This window comes from Arthrobacter psychrolactophilus (genome assembly GCF_003219795.1).
GTDB lineage: Bacteria > Actinomycetota > Actinomycetes > Actinomycetales > Micrococcaceae > Specibacter > Specibacter psychrolactophilus.
In genome coordinates this window covers 179,566-197,076 of sequence record NZ_QJVC01000002.1, presented here as the reverse complement: position 1 = coordinate 197,076, position 17,511 = coordinate 179,566, and the positions used below count along the sequence as shown (strand labels likewise).

General features: G+C 59.7%; 17 protein-coding genes. 15 read left to right on the top strand and 2 right to left on the bottom strand.

What is annotated here, in order from left to right:
- The first annotated feature begins 182 nt into the window (after positions 1 to 182).
- The 15 genes from CVS30_RS03265 (at position 183) to CVS30_RS03195 (ending at position 15,492) form a co-directional block, all read left to right on the top strand.
- Complete coding sequence (locus CVS30_RS03265) at positions 183 to 1,967, top strand: polysaccharide biosynthesis protein (RefSeq protein WP_245934408.1); 1,785 nt, start codon at positions 183 to 185, stop codon at positions 1,965 to 1,967.
- Positions 1,967 to 3,016, top strand: a complete 1,050-nt coding sequence (locus CVS30_RS03260) for an MraY family glycosyltransferase (protein WP_110483874.1) — start codon at positions 1,967 to 1,969, stop codon at positions 3,014 to 3,016. The genes CVS30_RS03265 and CVS30_RS03260 overlap by 1 nt, the downstream gene beginning before the upstream one ends.
- A 151-nt stretch (positions 3,017 to 3,167) precedes the next feature.
- On the top strand, positions 3,168 to 3,707 hold the full coding sequence (locus CVS30_RS03255; RefSeq protein WP_110483873.1) for a Cg1360 family ATP-synthase-associated protein: 540 nt from the start codon (positions 3,168 to 3,170) through the stop codon (positions 3,705 to 3,707).
- A complete protein-coding gene (locus CVS30_RS03250; RefSeq protein WP_110483872.1) occupies positions 3,697 to 3,951 on the top strand; it encodes a hypothetical protein in 255 nt (84 codons plus the stop codon). Before CVS30_RS03255 ends, CVS30_RS03250 begins: the two co-directional genes overlap by 11 nt.
- A gap of 91 nt (positions 3,952 to 4,042) precedes the next feature.
- Positions 4,043 to 4,855, top strand: a complete 813-nt coding sequence (gene atpB / locus CVS30_RS03245) for a F0F1 ATP synthase subunit A (RefSeq protein ID WP_245934407.1) — start codon at positions 4,043 to 4,045, stop codon at positions 4,853 to 4,855.
- A gap of 90 nt (positions 4,856 to 4,945) precedes the next feature.
- A complete protein-coding gene (locus tag CVS30_RS03240; RefSeq protein WP_038463392.1) occupies positions 4,946 to 5,161 on the top strand; it encodes an ATP synthase F0 subunit C in 216 nt (71 codons plus the stop codon).
- 76 nt (positions 5,162 to 5,237) lie between these two features.
- On the top strand, positions 5,238 to 5,789 hold the full coding sequence (locus CVS30_RS03235) for a F0F1 ATP synthase subunit B (RefSeq protein WP_110483871.1): 552 nt from the start codon (positions 5,238 to 5,240) through the stop codon (positions 5,787 to 5,789).
- Positions 5,789 to 6,604 carry a F0F1 ATP synthase subunit delta gene (locus CVS30_RS03230; RefSeq protein ID WP_110483870.1) on the top strand — a complete coding sequence of 272 codons (816 nt, stop codon included), beginning with the start codon at positions 5,789 to 5,791 and terminating at the stop codon, positions 6,602 to 6,604. Before CVS30_RS03235 ends, CVS30_RS03230 begins: the two co-directional genes overlap by 1 nt.
- A gap of 116 nt (positions 6,605 to 6,720) precedes the next feature.
- A complete protein-coding gene (gene atpA, locus CVS30_RS03225) occupies positions 6,721 to 8,358 on the top strand; it encodes a F0F1 ATP synthase subunit alpha (RefSeq protein WP_110483869.1) in 1,638 nt (545 codons plus the stop codon).
- Positions 8,359 to 8,430: 72 nt separating this feature from the next.
- Positions 8,431 to 9,324 (top strand): F0F1 ATP synthase subunit gamma, encoded by an 894-nt coding sequence (locus CVS30_RS03220; RefSeq protein WP_110483868.1) that lies wholly within the window; start codon positions 8,431 to 8,433, stop codon positions 9,322 to 9,324.
- Between the two features lie 51 nt (positions 9,325 to 9,375).
- Positions 9,376 to 10,833, top strand: a complete 1,458-nt coding sequence (gene atpD / locus CVS30_RS03215) for a F0F1 ATP synthase subunit beta (RefSeq protein WP_110483867.1) — start codon at positions 9,376 to 9,378, stop codon at positions 10,831 to 10,833.
- A 2-nt stretch (positions 10,834 to 10,835) separates the two neighbouring features.
- The gene (locus CVS30_RS03210; protein ID WP_110483866.1) at positions 10,836 to 11,126 is read left to right on the top strand and encodes a F0F1 ATP synthase subunit epsilon; all 291 of its coding nucleotides are present in this window, start codon (positions 10,836 to 10,838) and stop codon (positions 11,124 to 11,126) included.
- Positions 11,127 to 11,136: 10 nt separating this feature from the next.
- The gene (locus CVS30_RS03205) at positions 11,137 to 11,568 is read left to right on the top strand and encodes a DUF2550 domain-containing protein (RefSeq protein WP_110483865.1); all 432 of its coding nucleotides are present in this window, start codon (positions 11,137 to 11,139) and stop codon (positions 11,566 to 11,568) included.
- 142 nt (positions 11,569 to 11,710) lie between these two features.
- Complete coding sequence (locus tag CVS30_RS03200) at positions 11,711 to 13,042, top strand: alpha/beta hydrolase (protein ID WP_110483864.1); 1,332 nt, start codon at positions 11,711 to 11,713, stop codon at positions 13,040 to 13,042.
- Complete coding sequence (locus tag CVS30_RS03195) at positions 13,039 to 15,492, top strand: bifunctional lysylphosphatidylglycerol flippase/synthetase MprF (RefSeq protein ID WP_146233319.1); 2,454 nt, start codon at positions 13,039 to 13,041, stop codon at positions 15,490 to 15,492. The genes CVS30_RS03200 and CVS30_RS03195 overlap by 4 nt, the downstream gene beginning before the upstream one ends.
- Before the next feature lies 1 nt (position 15,493).
- On the opposite strand, the gene CVS30_RS03190 is transcribed toward CVS30_RS03195, so the two are convergent.
- On the bottom strand, positions 15,494 to 16,738 hold the full coding sequence (locus CVS30_RS03190; protein WP_110483862.1) for an N-acetylglucosamine-6-phosphate deacetylase: 1,245 nt from the start codon (positions 16,736 to 16,738) through the stop codon (positions 15,494 to 15,496).
- 34 nt (positions 16,739 to 16,772) lie between these two features.
- Complete coding sequence (nucS, locus tag CVS30_RS03185) at positions 16,773 to 17,468, bottom strand: endonuclease NucS (RefSeq protein ID WP_110483861.1); 696 nt, start codon at positions 17,466 to 17,468, stop codon at positions 16,773 to 16,775.
- Positions 17,469 to 17,511 lie beyond the last annotated feature (43 nt).

Sequence of the window (17,511 nt, the reverse complement as noted above, 5' to 3'; positions counted from 1 at the left end):
ACAGCCAGCTACCCGCAACTTGTTACACCGTGGAGACCAGTGCCCCGCCGCAGACAACTTGGCAGAAAACGGAAATACGAATCACGTTGAATACCCCCAATATAACTGTAGACGGACGCCCCACAGCTGCGCGCAGGGACCACGATCGAAAGCCACTTCTATGGCTCTGGTCACAGGCGATCTTGGATTCCTTGGCCTGGATTGTGGCCTTGTTCCTGGCGGTGTTGCTGCGGTACGAACTCGACATTGGGCTCATAAACTTTGCCGGCCTGGGTGTTTTAATCGCTATCGCCGTGGCAACCCAGCTGATTGCCGGCTGGTACATGGCGCTGTATCGCGGCCGGTATACCTTTGGCAGCATTCACGAGGCCCGTGTTCTGATCGCGGTGACGTTGATTGTGTGTGTTGTCACCAGCATTGTGCTCTCGATCTTCATCGGTGAACTGCATGTGGCCAGGTCTGTGGCCGTCATTGCCTTCCCCTTTGCCGCGTTGACCATGGCCGCCGTGCGGTATGCCAAGCGACTGTACGTTGAAGGTAAGCCGACCTTTGGTGATGAAGCCCAGCGCACCTTGATCTATGGTGCCGGATTCCTGGGTAACTCCCTGGTCCACCGCATGGTGCAAGACCCGGAATCCCCGTACGTTCCCATGGGACTCATCGATGACGATCCCACCAAGAAGCATTTACGCCTGAGTTCGGTGGGTGTTTTGGGCGGCGGATCTAACCTGCCCGAGATCATCAAGCGCACCAAGTCGACTGTGATTGTTTTGGCCATGGCGCATCTAAGCACGAAGCGGATCCGGGAAATCTCCGAGAGTGTCTCCGGCCTGGGCGTGAAGGTGCTGCTGCTGCCGCCGTTGCAGGACATGCTCAGCCCCGACGTCAACGACAGCAAGGGTGGGCTGAAAGACTTCCGCGAGATGGATGTTGCCGACCTCATTGGTCGCGCACCCGTGGAAACCGAAGTGGATGAGATTGCCGGCTACGTCAGGGGCAAGCGCGTCCTCGTGACGGGTGCCGGTGGCTCTATCGGCTCCGAACTGTGCCGACAACTGCATGGCTTTGGCCCCTCCGCACTCATCATGCTGGACCGTGACGAATCCGGTCTGCAGCAAACACAGCTCTCCATCATTGGCAACGGCCTGCTGGAGGACCATAACGTGGTGTTGGCAGACATCCGCGACGCCGAATCCCTCAACACCATCTTTGCCGAGCGCCGCCCGGAGGTTGTCTTCCACGCTGCCGCGCTCAAGCACGCACCCTTATTGCAGATGTACCCGCAAGAAGGCTGGAAGACCAACGTTCTAGGCTCCCTCAATGTTTTGCAGGCGGCCCGCAGCGTGGGCGTGGAAACGTATGTCAACGTCTCTACCGATAAAGCCGCAAGCCCCACGACCGCCCTCGGCCACTCCAAGCGTGCCGCCGAGAAGCTGACCTCCTGGATGGCGGGGGAGACCGGCAACCGATATGTCTCCGTCCGTTTCGGCAACGTTCTGGGCAGCCGCGGTTCCATGCTCCCGTTGTTCACGGAGCAGATCAACCGCGGTGGCCCCGTCACGGTGACGCACCCGGATATCACCCGCTTCTTCATGACGATCCCTGAGGCCTGCCAGCTGGTGATCCAGGCCGGAGCTATTGGCCACGGAGGCGACGTGCTGATCCTTGACATGGGCGAGCCGGTGCGCATTATGGACGTTGCCAAGCGCATGATCGAGATGTCGGGCCGCAAGATTGAAATTCAGATCTCCGGTCTGCGCCCCTCCGAGAAGCTCCACGAGCAATTGACAGGCGACGACGAGGTTCAGGCCTCGGATAGCCACCCCAAGATCTCTCACACCCACGCGGAGCCCCTGAACCCTCGCGATCTTGACCTGGCGCTCTGGCTCCAGCGCTGTAAGGATGAGGCCGGTCCTGAGGCGCCCAGCATTGATGAGTCCGACGGCGACGTTGCGGCAGGTGCCTGATGGAACTCTGGGCCTACATCACCGTTGGCGCCATCGCCCTTGTGCTCGCGCTCGTCCTGCCGGCGTTCGTGCGCCCGCTTCTGGCACGCGCGGGCGTTCTTGACGTCCCCAACGCCCGCTCCTCCCACACCCAGCCCACGATTCGCGGCATGGGAATTACGACGGCGGTGGCCTTGCCTGCCGCTATTGCCGTCGCCATCTTTTTGCCCCAGACGGGGGACGCTCATCAGGCGAGCTGGACGCTGACGGTGATTCTCGGCGTCGTGCTTGCCGCCTCGGCCATTGGCTGGATTGAAGACATCAAGGGCCTGCCGATCAAGATGCGGGCCGGAGCGCAGCTGCTGGTCGGCGGCGTGGCAACTGCCATCGTGGCGATTCTCGATCCGGGACAGCAGCAATTGTGGCTCATTCCGGTCGGTGCCATCGCGGTGGCCGCCTACATCAACGTGGCCAACTTCATGGATGGGATCAATGGGATCTCAGGCTCACATGGCTTAGTGGTGGGTGGCTTCTATGCTTACGCCGGCTACATCAGCGGACACAGCTGGATGCTGTACGTGGGCATCGCCATCGCCCTAGCGTTTGCCGGCTTCCTCCCCTGGAATCTGAGCCGAAACAAGGTCTTCCTCGGGGACGTAGGCAGTTACCTGCTGGGCGCCTCGATTGCGGTGACGGCCATGTGCGCCTTCCTGGCCGGAGTGCCGGTGGAATACATCTTCTCGCCCGTCCTGATCTATCTGACGGACACCTTTGTGACGTTTCTGCGCCGCCTGCTCGCCGGAGAGCGCTGGTACGTGGCGCATCGCCAACATGTCTACCAGCGCCTGGTGATTGTAGGCCTGAGTCATGTCCAGGCCACCGTTGTGGTGAGCGTGGCAACCATTGTGGTGAGCGTTTTGGGCATTGTTGCGGCCGAGGGCGGCAATGTGACGCGGGTGATCGCGACCGCGGCAGGATTCGCCGTGGTGCTGGGTTACTTGCGCACGCCGACGCTCTTCCAACGCTACCTGCGATCGCGTGCGGGGCGAGGGGTCACCTTGGGGGAGTAGCTTGCGCGTCACATTGTAAGTTCTATCTCGTGTAGAATTGTCGGTGGTGACAATCACTGCCCTCTTTTCATGTCTTCTTTCATGTAGCCGCTGTGCGGAGCCTCGAAGGGTGGACATGAGGCGAGGACCCTCCCCGATGATGGAGTTCCCCATGAAGGACAAAGGCGCCAGCAATAGCGCTGTGCGAGGCTCGTTAACGGTCTCCGGTCCCACGGTGAGCCCCAGCCTGAGCATCCTGAAAAAATGTCTCTTCTTCGGCGGGATTGGCATCCTTGCCATGGTTGTCCTGGCCTTCATTTTTACTGATGTTGCAGGCGTCCTGAGTGTTTTGTTCGGCTCCTTGCTGGTGGTGACCTTCTTCGGGCTTAGCCTCGTGGTGGTTCATCTGGTTGGCAGGAAAATGCCGTCGGCAGTCATGGGCGTCTTTGTCTTGACCTTCTTAGTCAAAGCCGTTGGCTTTGCGGCAATTCTCTTCGCCTTAGGTAGCCCCGACTGGCTCAACAAGCCCTGGTTTGCCGGGGCTGCTGTTGTGTCTGTCTTGTTGTGGCAGGCCGGCGAAATTGCCGGTTTCCTCAAGCAGCGCTTCTTGTTCTTTGACGAGGACGCTTCCAACGGTTCGGCAGATCACACATCCACCAGTGCGCCTTCGCCCGGCGAAAGCACCACGAAGGAGTCATCTCATGACGTCTAAGAAGCCTGATGGCAATGAACCCGAACATGTGGTGGTTCCGCCGAAGTCTCAGGGCGACAAGCTGGACTACACCTACATTATTGGCGGAATCCTGCTCTGGGGTTTGATAGGGTGGGGACTGGACAATTTGTTGGATACTGGCTGGATTTTGTTCGCTGCCTTACCTGTTGGTGCGGTGTGTGGATACTTTCTGGCCCGGCATCATCAAAGGCATGGCCGCCTAGATGGAGGCAAACAACAATGATTGCCACCATCAGAACTTCTCAGAGTGCTGACCATCTTGTGATGGATCACCACACTTGCCCTATGACCGAAACTGCAGAGAGGACAGCGCGTTGACCGCGTTTGCGCTTCCGATGGCCTCGAATGACGGTGGCTTCGTTCCACCGACGATTAGCGACACCCACCTCCCCGACGTCCTTCCCTGGATGACCGAATATGGCACCGGGCTTGGCAAGCAGATGATCATGGTCATCTTGTCGGTGGTTTTGATCGCTTGGTTCTTTAAGGCTGCGATCCGAAACCCGAAACTGGTTCCGGGCCGGGTCCAGTTCTTTGCTGAAGGCTTCTACAGCTTCGCCCGCAACACTGTTGGCCGCGACATCATGGGTGAGAAGAATTTCCGCCCCTGGGTTCCGCTGCTTTTCTCAGTGTTCCTATTTGTGCTGCTGAATAACATTTTTGGCGCGATTCCGTTCTTGCAGATGCCTTCGTTCTCACACGCAGGTAGCGCTTATGCAATTGCCCTCATCATCTACTTCACGTGGATCGGTGTTGGTGTGCAGAAGCACGGTATCCGCTACTTCAAGCTGGCAGTCGTTCCCACCGGTGTTCCCGGTTGGATCTTGCCGCTGCTTGTGCCGTTGGAAATCATTTCCAACTTCATCGTTCGCCCGCTGACGCACTCCTTGCGTTTGATGGCAACAATGCTGGCAGGTCACATGATTGTGGTCCTGGCAGGAAGCGGCGCGCAGTACTTGATCATGGAACAGGACAGCATCTTGCTCAACGCCACCGGCGTTGGCGTAATCGCTGGCTCAGTCGCCATGTACTTCCTGGAATTGCTGATCATGGTCCTGCAGGCGTTTGTCTTTACGCTGCTGACCGCGATCTACATCCAGGGCAGCCTTGAAGCTGACGCACACTAAACGTTTTCCCCCGCATTACCACTAGCTTCCCCCTCAAAGAAACACCTCACAACCTGCCGGCACTAAGACCGGTATCTTGAAAGGAACCAAATGGAACTCCACGGCTCGCTCAACATGATTGGCTACGGCCTGGCCGCAATTGGCTCGGCAATCGGTGTTGGTATGATCTTCGCTGCTTACATCAACGGTGTAGCTCGCCAGCCTGAAGCTCAGCGCATCCTGCAGCCCATCGCTTTGCTTGGCTTCGCCCTTGCAGAAGCACTGGCTATCCTTGGCCTCGTCTTCGCCTTCGTCGTTGGCGTCTAGTCCAAAGACTTCTTGTCCCCGTTTTTGCGGGGCTGAATTGTTCATGGACGAATATCAGATTAAGGATAAGTGAGAAATGGTTACCGCAGCAGTAATTCTCGCTAGCGAGGGTGCAAACCCGCTCCTGCCTAACTGGTGGGAAGTTCTAGTCACCGCTGTAGCTTTCGCTGTCCTGCTCTTTGTGGTGAAGAAATTCATCGCACCAACCTTCGAGAAGACCTACACGGATCGTGTAGAGGCTATCGAAGGCGGGATTGAGAAGGCAGAAGAGGCGCAGGCTGAAGCCAATGCTCTCTTGGAGCAGTACAAGGCTCAGCTGATGGACGCGCGCACGGAAGCTAACAGCATCCGCGAAACCGCTCGTTCAGAAGGCGCCCAGATCCTTGCCGACCTGAAGGCGAAGGCTGCAGAGGAATCTGCTCGCATCACCGCTCAGGCTCAGGTACAGATCGAAGCCGAGCGTGTTGCCGCAGTGAACTCCCTCCGTAGCGAGGTTGGCACTTTGGCAACATCACTGGCAAGCAAGATCGTCGGCGAAGCCCTCAACGATGATGCGCGTTCAAACCGCGTCGTCGAGCGCTTCCTGGCTGACCTGGAAAACCAGTCGAACGCGGGTGTATCGAAGTAATGGCAGGTGTATCGAGCAAGTCATTGGCAGCGGCTTTGGAGTCGTTGGAACCTAAGCTTGGCACTGCGTCGATCGCACTGGCTCAGGATCTCTTTGCAATTCTGGAGCTTCTGGACAGCAACGCTGGCCTGCGCCGTGCACTGACAGATCCCACCCGTGAGGGTGCGGAAAAGGCAGCCCTGGCAAACAACCTGTTGACAGGCAAGGTCAGTGCTCCGGCACAGACCGTGTTCTTGGAACTGGTTGCTTCACGCTGGAGCTCTGCCCGTGACCTGGGCGATGCACTGGAAGTCTTGGCAGCAACATCGGCGATCGCGATTGCTGAAGGTCAAGGTGACGGCTCTGCCAACCTGGACAAGCTTGAAGAAGAACTCTTCACGTTCATCCGAGTTGTTGGGTCCAGTCATGAACTGCAGCGCGCATTGGACGATACCCAGGCCTCGGTCGCAGCTAAGAGCGCTCTTGCGCTCAAGGTTGTTCCTGCGGTCGGCGACGTCGCTGCGCTGTTGATCCGCCAGGCCGTAGCAGCCCCTCGTGGGCTCAAGCCCACGGCTCTGGTGCAACGTTTCGTGGAATTGGTTGCCAAGCGCCAGCAGCGTTGGATCGCTTACGTCAGTGTCACTCGTGACCTGAGCGTTGAGCAGATCAAGCGCCTGCAGGCCGGCTTGAACAATCTCTATGGTCGCGATTTGAAGATCAATGTCAACATCGACCCGACATTAGTCGGCGGGATCAAGGTCGTCGTAGGGGATGAGGTTGTTGACGCAACCGCAGCCACGCGACTGTCAGATCTTCGTCGCCGGTTGGCAGTGTAGGGAACATTTAGTTTCCTCGACAGCCAGTCCACAACAGACTGAATCAAACACTTAGGCTGCCACCACCCAAAAATATTTTTGGTGGCAGCCACAACTTAGGAGAGCAGGGACTGCAGATGGCCGACTTGACCATCAATGCCGACGACGTCCGGAATGCCTTGAATGAGTTCGCAGCGTCCTATGAACCGGGCAACGCAGAGCGCGTCGAGGTTGGCCGCGTCACCACGGCTAGTGACGGCATTGCCAAGGTAGAGGGACTTCCCTCTGTCATGGCCAACGAGCTTCTTCGTTTCGAAGACGGCACACTGGGCCTGGCCCAGAACTTGGACACACGCGAGATCGGCGTGGTCGTCCTTGGCGACTTCACCGGCATCGCCGAAGGCCAGCAAGTCCACCGCACCGGAGAGATCCTCTCCGTGCCGGTTGGCGATAACTTCCTTGGCCGCGTCGTTGACCCCTTGGGTCAGCCGATTGACGACCTGGGCGAGATCGTAGCCGATACCCGCCGTGCCCTGGAACTTCAGGCTCCGGGCGTTACCGAGCGCAAGTCGGTTCACGAACCGCTGCAGACCGGTATGAAGGCAATTGACGCCATGATCCCGATCGGCCGTGGCCAGCGTCAGCTGATCATTGGTGACCGCCAGACAGGTAAGACGGCTCTTGCCGTTGACGCCATCATCAACCAGAAGGCCAACTGGGCTTCGGGAGATGTCAAGAAGCAGGTTCGCTGCGTTTACGTAGCAATCGGCCAGAAGGCTTCGACGATCGCTGCTGTTCGTCAGACCTTGGCTGATCACGGTGCACTGGAATACACCACTATCGTGGCTTCCCCCGCATCTGACCCGGCCGGTTTCAAGTACTTGGCTCCTTACGCCGGTTCGGCCATTGGCCAGCACTGGATGTACGGTGGCAAGCACGTTCTGATCGTGTTTGATGACCTGTCCAAGCAGGCTGAAGCTTACCGTGCAGTGTCACTGTTGCTCCGCCGCCCGCCGGGACGCGAAGCATACCCCGGTGACGTGTTCTACTTGCACTCCCGTTTGCTGGAACGTTGTGCCAAGCTCTCTGACGAGCTCGGCGCAGGTTCAATGACCGGCTTGCCGATCATTGAAACCAAGGCTAACGATGTCTCGGCTTACATTCCGACCAACGTTATCTCCATCACCGATGGTCAGATCTTCCTCCAGTCGGACCTCTTCAACGCCAACCAGCGTCCCGCTGTTGACGTGGGTGTCTCTGTCTCCCGCGTTGGTGGTGCAGCACAGGTCAAGGCCATGAAGAAGGTTGCCGGTACTTTGAAGCTGGACTTGGCTCAGTACCGCGACATGCAGGCATTCGCCATGTTCGCCTCGGACCTGGATGCTGCTACCAAGCAGCAGCTGACCCGTGGTGCGCGTCTGATGGAACTGCTCAAGCAGGGTCAGTACGCACCGTTCCCGGTTGAAAACCAGGTTGTTTCCATCTGGGCCGGTACTAACGGTTACCTGGACGATGTTCCGGTCGAGGATGTTCTCCGCTTTGAGAGCGAATTCCTCGAGCACTTGCGCCACAAGACCTCGGTCCTGACCACGTTGGCTGAAACCAACCTGCTGGAACCTTCGACTGTTGACGCGCTCAAGTCCAATATCGCCTCCTTCAAGAAGGGCTTCTTCGCAGCAGGTGACGATCAGTTGGTCGGCGCCGGCCACGAGGAGTTCGATGCGCTTGCCGCTGAAGCAGTCGACCAGGAAAAGATCGTCAAGCAGAAACGCTGACACCATTTCTTACTTAGCTTGTCGGCCCGTGAAGGGCCGACAAGCTAAGTAAAGGATAAGGAAAGGACAAACATGGGAGCCCAGATACGGGTTTACCGCCAGAAGATCGCTTCGACCACGTCGATGCAAAAGATCTTCAAGGCGATGGAACTTATCGCAGCGTCCCGCATTGGTAAGGCACGTGTACGTGTCACGGCTTCATTGCCGTATGCCAATGCGATCACCCGTGCCGTTTCTGCCGTTGCGTCCCAGTCCGAGGTTGATCATCCGCTGACCACCGAGCCCGCGCAGATCCGCCGGGCTGCGGTATTGGTAATGACCTCAGACCGTGGTCTTGCCGGTTCCTACTCCGCCAGCGTTTTGAAGCAGGCAGAGCACCTTATTGAATTGCTGCACGAAGAAGGCAAGGACGTCTCGACCTATTTGGTCGGCCGCAAGGCTCAGGCGTACTTCGACTTCCGAGACCGCGATTACGTCAAGGTGTGGACCGGTGGAACCGACGCCCCGGAATTTGAAACTGCACGTGAACTGCGCGAGGTCCTGTTGCAGGACTTCGCTACCGACTTCGAAGAGGGTGGCGTGGATGAAATCCATGTCGTTTACACCCAGTTCAAGTCAATGGTTGTTCAGGAGCCGACTGTAATTCGTCTGTTGCCGCTGGAAGTTGTTGAGGAAGAAGTTGAGTCCTCGGCCGATCTGTTGCCGCTGTACGAGTTCGAACCGCAGGCTGAAGACGTCCTTGACGCCTTGTTGCCGCGGTACATCGAGTCTCGCATCTTCTCAGCATTGTTGCAGGCCGCAGCTTCCGAGCTCGCGGCACGTCAGCGGGCTATGAAGTCTGCCGGCGATAACGCCAGCGATCTGATCAAGAAGTACACGCGTCTTCGTAACAACGCCCGCCAGGCTGAGATTACGCAGGAGCTCTCCGAGATTGTTGCGGGCGCAGATGCGCTCAACGCGTCTTAGCAGCCCAATTCATACTTATTCAATGCCATCTACACAAGTGAAGTGAGAGAGATGACTGCCCAACTTAACGAGCAGGGAACCGCTGCGAAGGCCGGTGCCACAGGCCGCATTGCGCGCGTCATCGGCCCGGTTGTCGACGTCGAATTCCCGGCCGACGGCATTCCCGCCATTTACAACGCACTCGCCGCAGAGATCACTCTCAACGGTGAGACCAAAACTATTACGTTCGAGACCAGCCAGCACCTTGGCGACGGCCTCATTCGCGCCATCTCCTTGCAGGCTACCGACGGACTCGTCCGCGGTGCCAGCGTGCGGGACTCCGGCGCCCCGATCTCCGTGCCTGTTGGCGACGGCGTCAAGGGTCACATCTTCAACGTCTTGGGCGAACCCCTCGATGTGAAGGAATCGGAGCTGAACATCTCCGAGCGCTGGCCCATCCACCGCAAGCCTCCGGCATTTGCTAGCCTTGAGGGCTCCACGGAGATGCTCGAGACCGGTATCAAGTCCATTGACTTGCTCACCCCGTACATCAAGGGTGGAAAGATTGGTTTGTTCGGTGGTGCCGGTGTCGGTAAGACCGTTCTGATCCAGGAAATGATCACCCGTGTTGCTCGTAACTTCGGTGGTACCTCGGTATTCGCCGGTGTTGGTGAGCGTACCCGAGAAGGTAACGACCTTTGGGTTGAAATGGAAGAAGCCGGTGTTCTTAAGGACACCGCGCTGGTCTTCGGTCAGATGGATGAGCCGCCGGGAACGCGTCTTCGCGTTGCTCTGTCGGCTCTGACCATGGCCGAGTACTTCCGCGACGTGCAGAACCAGGACGTGTTGCTCTTCATTGACAACATCTTCCGTTTCACGCAGGCCGGTTCGGAAGTTTCCACCCTGTTGGGCCGTATGCCTTCAGCTGTGGGTTACCAGCCTAACCTCGCCGATGAGATGGGTCTCCTCCAGGAGCGCATCACCTCGACCAAGGGTCACTCCATCACGTCCATGCAGGCCGTTTACGTGCCTGCTGATGACTACACGGACCCGGCCCCGGCCGCGACCTTCGCCCACTTGGATGCGACTACGGAACTTTCCCGTGAAATCGCTTCTCGTGGTCTGTACCCGGCCATCGATCCGTTGACGTCCACGTCACGAATCCTTGACCCGCAGTACGTTGGCCAGGCTCACTACGACACGGCTGTCCGTGTTAAGCAGATCCTGCAGAAGAACAAGGAACTTCAGGACATCATCGCGATCCTCGGTATCGACGAACTCGGTGAAGAGGACAAGATCGTTGTATCGCGTGCTCGCCGTATCCAGCAGTTCCTGTCACAGAACACCTACACGGCTAAGCAGTTCACGGGTGAAGAAGGCTCGACGGTTTCCATCGCGGACACCATCGAAGGCTTCAACGCTATCTGCAACGGCGACGTCGACCACATTGCCGAGCAGGCGTTCTTCAACATCGGTGGTATGGATGATGTTGAGCGTCAGTGGGCTAAAATCCAGGAATCGACCAAGTAATCATGGCTAACCTCGAAGTTGAAATCGTCGCGGCGGACCACGCTGTGTGGTCCGGTGCAGCGACCCTCGTCAAGGGTTTCACCAGCGAAGGCGAGATCGGTATTTTGGCCGGTCACGCTCCATTGCTCGCCGTTTTGGCGCCGGGCTTGCTGGAGATTGCACCTGTCGACGGAGCCCGCTTCTTTGTTGAAGTGGACGGTGGCTTCTTCTCGGTTGATGAAAACCGAGTCGTGATCGTTGCAGACAACGCGCAGTTGAAAGACGGCGCAACGTCTGGCTCAGGGATTCGCTAGCAATCAATTGATGAACGAAGCCGTATTCGCGTTCATCGCACTGGCGGGAATTTTCCTGCTAGTTGTTATTACACTGTGCCTGTTCGGGGTGCGCCGCATGATGTTGCGGCGCGCCCTGGGCACGGTGGACGCCTCCATTTGCTCAGCGAATCATCGTTGGGCAATGGGGGTTTGTCGTTATCGGGAGTCGGGCCTTGAGTGGCTTCGGCTCTTTTCGTTAAGCCCGTTGCCGTCCAAAACCATGGCACGGAGCAAAATCTCCTTGCTTGGCCGCCGCGAACCCACCGAACAAGAGCTCACCCGTGTCCCTCCGGGAACAGTTATTGTGGCCTTGTCATACAACGGTGAAGAGGTTCTCCTGGCGATGAAATTTGATGCTTACGCTGGCTTGTCGTCCTGGCTTGAGGCCGGACCGCACACAGGCGTTGGCACCTGGCGCTAAGCGCCCAATCCGTGTGACCCACGTCGTATGCCGCAACCGGCGCGCACTCAGCTAGCTCTCGGTTAACACCCAGCCCTGAGGACTAATCTCACAATGCTTCCACATCACTGCGTGGAACACCTTGAGAGAATATGGTGGTCCCGTGGACTGGTTGAATGAGCTGAGCCTGATCAGCGGAGCGGTCCCGATAGTCTCGGCCATGCTGGGCGCCCTCGCGGTGCTTTTCCTGCTGCTGCGCCGATCGCTGCGCTGGTGGATCTTCGCCGTGATCACGGCAATGGCCGCCCTGGCCCTGAGCGCCCTGAGCTGCTGGGCCGTCATCCATGTCTTCTTCTGGTGGGCCGAAGACCTGCCCTTCTCCATGGTGTTGTATCTGGCCCTCCTGATGTGGGTTCTCACCTTGGGAAGTACGACGGCGTTAGGCGGTTTGCGTCGTCGGCGCAGCGCACGTGGGCGCACCTCCGCCGTGCGGCGCTCCTTAGCGTGTGTGGCGACCGTGGTGCTCATCCTGTTCGTGGGTATCCAGGTCAATGCCTCCTTTGGCCAATACCCCACGGTGGGGTCGTTGCTCAATCCGCCGATCGCGATAGCCGAGGCGGCGCCACCGCGCATGCAGCTGGCCGTTGGCTCCCACTTCATGGCCACGCCCGTCTCCGCGCGCTGGCATGGCGCCGCGGATCTGCCAACTGCTGGCACCGTGTTTGCCACGAAGATCCCGGGTCTGGTCTCGGGATTCCAGGCTCGAGACGCCATGGTGTACCTGCCTCCGGCCTACGCCGCCAGTCAGCGCCCCGTCTTGCCTGTTCTGGTGCTCGTGAGTGGTCAACCAGGCGCCCCGGAGGCGTGGCTGCACTCCTCGGACCTGGTCAAGACCCTTGATAGCTATGCCAGCAGGCATGAGGGAGTGGCGCCCATTGTGGTGATTCCCGATCCCAATGGCAGTTCCTCGGCCAACACCATGTGCTTGAATTCTTCGCTGGCGCAGGCGGATAGTTACATGGCACAGGACGTGCCGAACTGGATCAAGACCCATCTTGATGCCGATACCAACCACGCCCACTGGGCCATCGGTGGCTTCTCTTATGGGGGCACCTGCGCGGTGCAGCAGGTCACGCGGCATCCTGACGTCTATTCCTCGTTCCTGGCGGTTTCCCCGGAAAAGGAGCCAGCCCTGACGGTTGACCGGAAGCTCACGATCGATCGGGCCTTCAAGGGAGATGCCGCAGCCTTCGACGCTCAGGTGCCACTGACCTTGTTAGCTAAGAATAGATATCCGCTGGTGCGGGGCTGGTTTGCGGCGGGAGCCCAGGATGCACAGTATTCTGCCAATGTGAAGATACTTGAAAAGGCAGCGCGGCAGGCCGGGATGACCATCGAGTCGGCCAGTTACCCCGGCGGGCATTCCTGGTCCGTGGTCAACGCTGCGCTCCCCAAGGGCCTGGCCTTTACCTTTGTCGGGATCGGTCTCCTGTGAGGGATGCGGGCGCTGCCGTGTGGGGGACCGTGGTGCGCTCGATTGCTCAGGCGCCGTTGACGGCGACACTGATCGTCGCCGTCGTCGTGGTGCATGTGGTCTCGGGAAGTTTCCTGGGCCGCCTGGCGGATCTGCCCACTCGAGTGTGGGGTTTTCAGAGTATCGATCTGCTCGAGGGGCGCTGGTGGAATGTTCTCACCACGGTGCTCTTGAGCTCTAGCACCGCGTCCATGGTGCTGGGCGTGGCCGTGGTGGGCCTGGTGCTGGGACTTGCCGAGGTGATGGTGGGGACCTGGCGCGCGACTGTCTTGTTCATCGCAAGCCAGGTGACCGCCGTCGTGCTTTATGGTGCCTTGGTGGCGGTCAGTAGCAGGGTGGGGCTGGATATGCCTGACGGTTTTGAGCGGGCGACACTCCTGGGCCCGTTCGCGGCCTCGGCCGGCGCCTTGATGGCCGCCAGTCAGGGGATTGCCTTGCTGTGGCGCCGGCGTGTGCGCGTGCTCATGCTCGCCATCGCCGTGATGCTCAGCGTCTATGTTGGCCATGCACAGCACGTGTTGATCTTGCTGGCTGTGGTGGTGGGGCTCGTGATCGGCAAGCTCGCCCTTCCGGCACTCGGAACAGGCAGCATCGCCCGGTCGACCTCGCGGGAAGTCCGCACGAATCTGGCCTTGATTGTCTCCGTCTTTGCCGTGGGGCCGCTTGTGGCGGCCATGGCGCATGTGCCGCAGGGGCCCCTGGCCGTGCTGCGGACGTGGATCACGACTCAGGATCCGGTCAGCGGTGGTTGTTTGCCCGGTGGATGCCATGTGGCAGGTGAGCATCTGGGGCTGCTGGGATCAAGCGGTCATCTCCTGGCGCTCATGCCCATGGTGTTGCTGCTGGCCTGCGCGGAGGGGCTGCGTCGTGGAAACCGTTTGGCGCTGTGGATTGCCGTGTATGCGCACCTGCTGATCGGCGTCATCTCGGCGTTTTACTTCCAAGTCTTTGCCGGACTCGGAATGCCGATTCGGCACGGGCACCGCACCATCGACATCAACGAGTCGGTGTGGGAGCTCTTGCCCGTGGTGCTGGTTCCTGTGGTCATCGCGGGGCTGCTGGTGGCAGGGCGACACCATTTCCGGGTGGATCCCGATCCCGCGTGCCGTCGCCGCATCGCGGTGTTCCTTCCCCTAGTGGTCCTGGTGCTCGTGGGGCTGTATGCGCTCGTGTGGCTGCTCGAGGACAACGACCACGGCCGTCTCGGGATGAAGGGCTTGTTCGCCAGCATTCCCCGGTTGATCTTGCCGTATCCCTTCCCGTTCAGCTATGCGGAAAGTGTTTATCCGCGGGGCTTCTTTTCCGAACTGATCTTTAGCTATGGTGGCGTGCTGCTGTGGCTCGTGAGCGGTGTGAGCATCTTGACCGTCTTCCTGAGCAGGGCTCGGCGCAGCGAGGAGGGCCAGCATGAGAAGGCCCAGGCGCTCGTGCGCCGAGGCGGCGGATCGTTGTCGTGGATGACGCTCTGGAGCGGCAATCAGTACTGGTTTAACGCCACGGAGTCAGTTGCGGTTGCCTATCAGGAACACAACGGTGTTGCCGTCACGGTGGGCGGACCCATCGGGGAGGCCTCGGAGATGTCGGCGGCCCTGGATGAGTTCATCCACTATTGCGCGCAAGAGTCCTTGACCCCGGCCTCTTATTCTGTGGCGCAGGAGACGGTTGAGGCTCTGTGTGAGCGGGGCTTTAAAAAGGTCCCGGTGGCCGCCGAGACCATCTTGGATGTGCGCACCATGGAGTTCAAAGGCAAGGACTGGCAGAACATTCGCACGGCCGTCAACAAGGCCGGCAAGTTGGGCGTGAGTGCGCAGTGGAGCAGCTACGGCCAGCTCAGCAGCGGGCAACGCACCCAGGTTCATGAGATTTCCGAGGACTGGGTCTCGGGCCAGGCCCTGCCCGAATTGGGCTTCACCTTAGGCGGCCTGGAGGAACTCAAGGATGAGAACGTCCAGCTCTGCCTGGCCATCGATGACACGGGACGAATCCACGCCGTGACAAGCTGGCTCCCCGTGTATTCACACGGCCAGGTGGTGAGCTGGACGCTGGACTTCATGCGGCGCAATTCAGGAGCCTACAACGGCGTCATGGAGTTCTTGATTGCCGAGGCCGTGAATCACTTCAAGGAAAGCGTGGAATATATTTCCCTCTCGGGATCCCCGCTAGCCAATAGTCAGGAGCAAGACAACAGCCTGGGCCGGGTCCTTGGCCTGTTGGCCCGAACCCTGGAACCCGTCTATGGCTTTGCCTCCCTGGCGAACTTCAAGCAGCGCTTCAAGCCCCGGCACGAGTCCTGGTATTTGATGTACCAGGACCCGTTGTCGCTGCCGGCCATGGGTGGTGCCGTGGCGCAGGCTTATATGCCGACGCTTTCGGTGCGCTCCGTGGCCAAGATGCTGCGCTCAAAGCCCTGAACTAGCTAAGCCAATGTCCGGCACGCATGACGCGCTGGAGGGTTAGTTCTTCGTCAACAATGATGACGTCGGCGCGCAGGCCGCGGCGCAGCGAGCCCAGCTCGTCCGTGAGCCCCAGAATGGCGGCCGGAACGCTCGTGGCGGAGGTGAGAGCGTCGGTGAACTCCACACCGGCGGCCGTGGTGCGACGCACCACATCGAGCAGGGTAGCCGTGCCGCCGGCGATCGAGCCGGTGGCATCCAAGGTGGCCACGCCGTCCGTCACGGTCACGGGGGAGGGGCCCAGCATGTACTGGCCGTCAGCCAAGCCGGCCGCGGCCATGGAATCGGTCACGAGGACCACGTTTGCCGCCCCCACGAGCGCAAAGACCGTCTTGACGGTCTCGGGATCTAGATGCGTATTGTCGGCGACAAGTTCGACGGCGGCGTTCCCGGCTCCAGCAGCACGCAGACACGCGGCGACGGGGCCCGGCGCACGGTGATGCATGGGCGGCATGCCGTTGAAAAGGTGAGTGACGGTGGGACGTCCGGAGACGCCGTCGAACCCGGCAGAGTCCATGCCCTCGCGAGCCAATTCCAAGGACTCGGCGGCCGTGACGGTGTCGCAATTCGTGTGGCCGAGTGAGGGGGTGATGCCGTGGCTCGTGAGGAGCTCAACGAGATCATCGGCGCCGGGCAACTCGGGGGCGTAGGTCATGGTGATGATGGCGCCGCGTCCGGCCTCGATGAGCCGCGCGGTCAGCTCCAGATCGGGATCCAGCAGGAAGGCCGGATTCTGAGCGCCGCAGCGGGCGTGGGAGAGGAACGGGCCCTCGAGGTGGATACCTGCCAACAGGCCTTCCTCCGTGAGCTTGGCGTAGACGCCGATGCCCTTGAGGAGATCCTCGGGGGAGGCGGTGACCATGCTGGCCAGGAGGGTTGTGGTGCCGGCCCGGTGCAGGAAGTCCACGGCCACGCGGGCCGAGGCCTCGTCGCCGCTGGGGAAGTCGCCGCCGTTGCCGCCGTGGTTGTGAATATCGACCAGGCCCGGCAGCATGCGCTGTCCCGCAGGAAGGGCGATGACATTGGCCGCGGGAACATCGCTGCTAGCAAAGCCGGGCTCGTCAAAGTGGTCGGCACGTCCGGCATACACGATCCGGTCCCCGTCAATCACGAGGAGACCGGCCTTGACAATTCCTCGATCGGTGACGAGATCGCCGTGGATGAGGAATTTTTCGGATGCGGGCGCGGAAGTCAGATCAGTCATGCCTCAAGTCTAGTCAAGGCACACGCCAACGGCGTTAGAAAAGGCGTGAGGCGCTGTCATCTACGCCGCGCATGGCGTCGTAATCCAGCGTCTTGCACTCAATCCCACGATCATTGGCCAGGGTCTTGGCTTGTGGCTTGATCTGCTGTGCGGCAAAGATGCCCCGCACAGGAGCGAGCAACGGGTCGCGGTTGAGCAGTTCCAGATAACGCGTCAGCTGTTCCACGCCGTCAATATCGCCGCGGCGCTTGAGTTCGATGGCGACCGTAGCGCCGGCCGAATCCCTGGCGAGAATATCCACGGGGCCAATGGCGGTGAAGTATTCGCGGCGGATCAAGGTGAAACCGACTCCCAGGAGCTCGATCTGTTCGGCCAAAAGCCGCTGCAGATCGGCCTCGACACCGTCCTTGATCAAGCCGGGGTCCACCCCAAGGTCATGGCTGGACTCGTGCAGCTCTTCATAGATGTTAATGATGAGCTGTTCATCGGCCTTGGTGGACTTCACGATCCACTGGGAGATGACTCCGTCCTCAAGCTCGACGTCGTCCGGGCTCACGATGCGCAGGGTGGCTGGGGGGCTCATCCAGTTCAGCGGCTTATAGGAACCGCCGTCGGAATGCACCAAAACGGAGCCGTCGGCCTTGACCAACAGCAATCGAACAGCGAGGGGAAGATGGGCTTTGAGGCGTCCGACGTAATCGACGGAGCACTTGGCAATCACTAAACGCACGTCCTCCACTCTAGCGGCTCGGCTTCGCGACTGAGGCACCCGT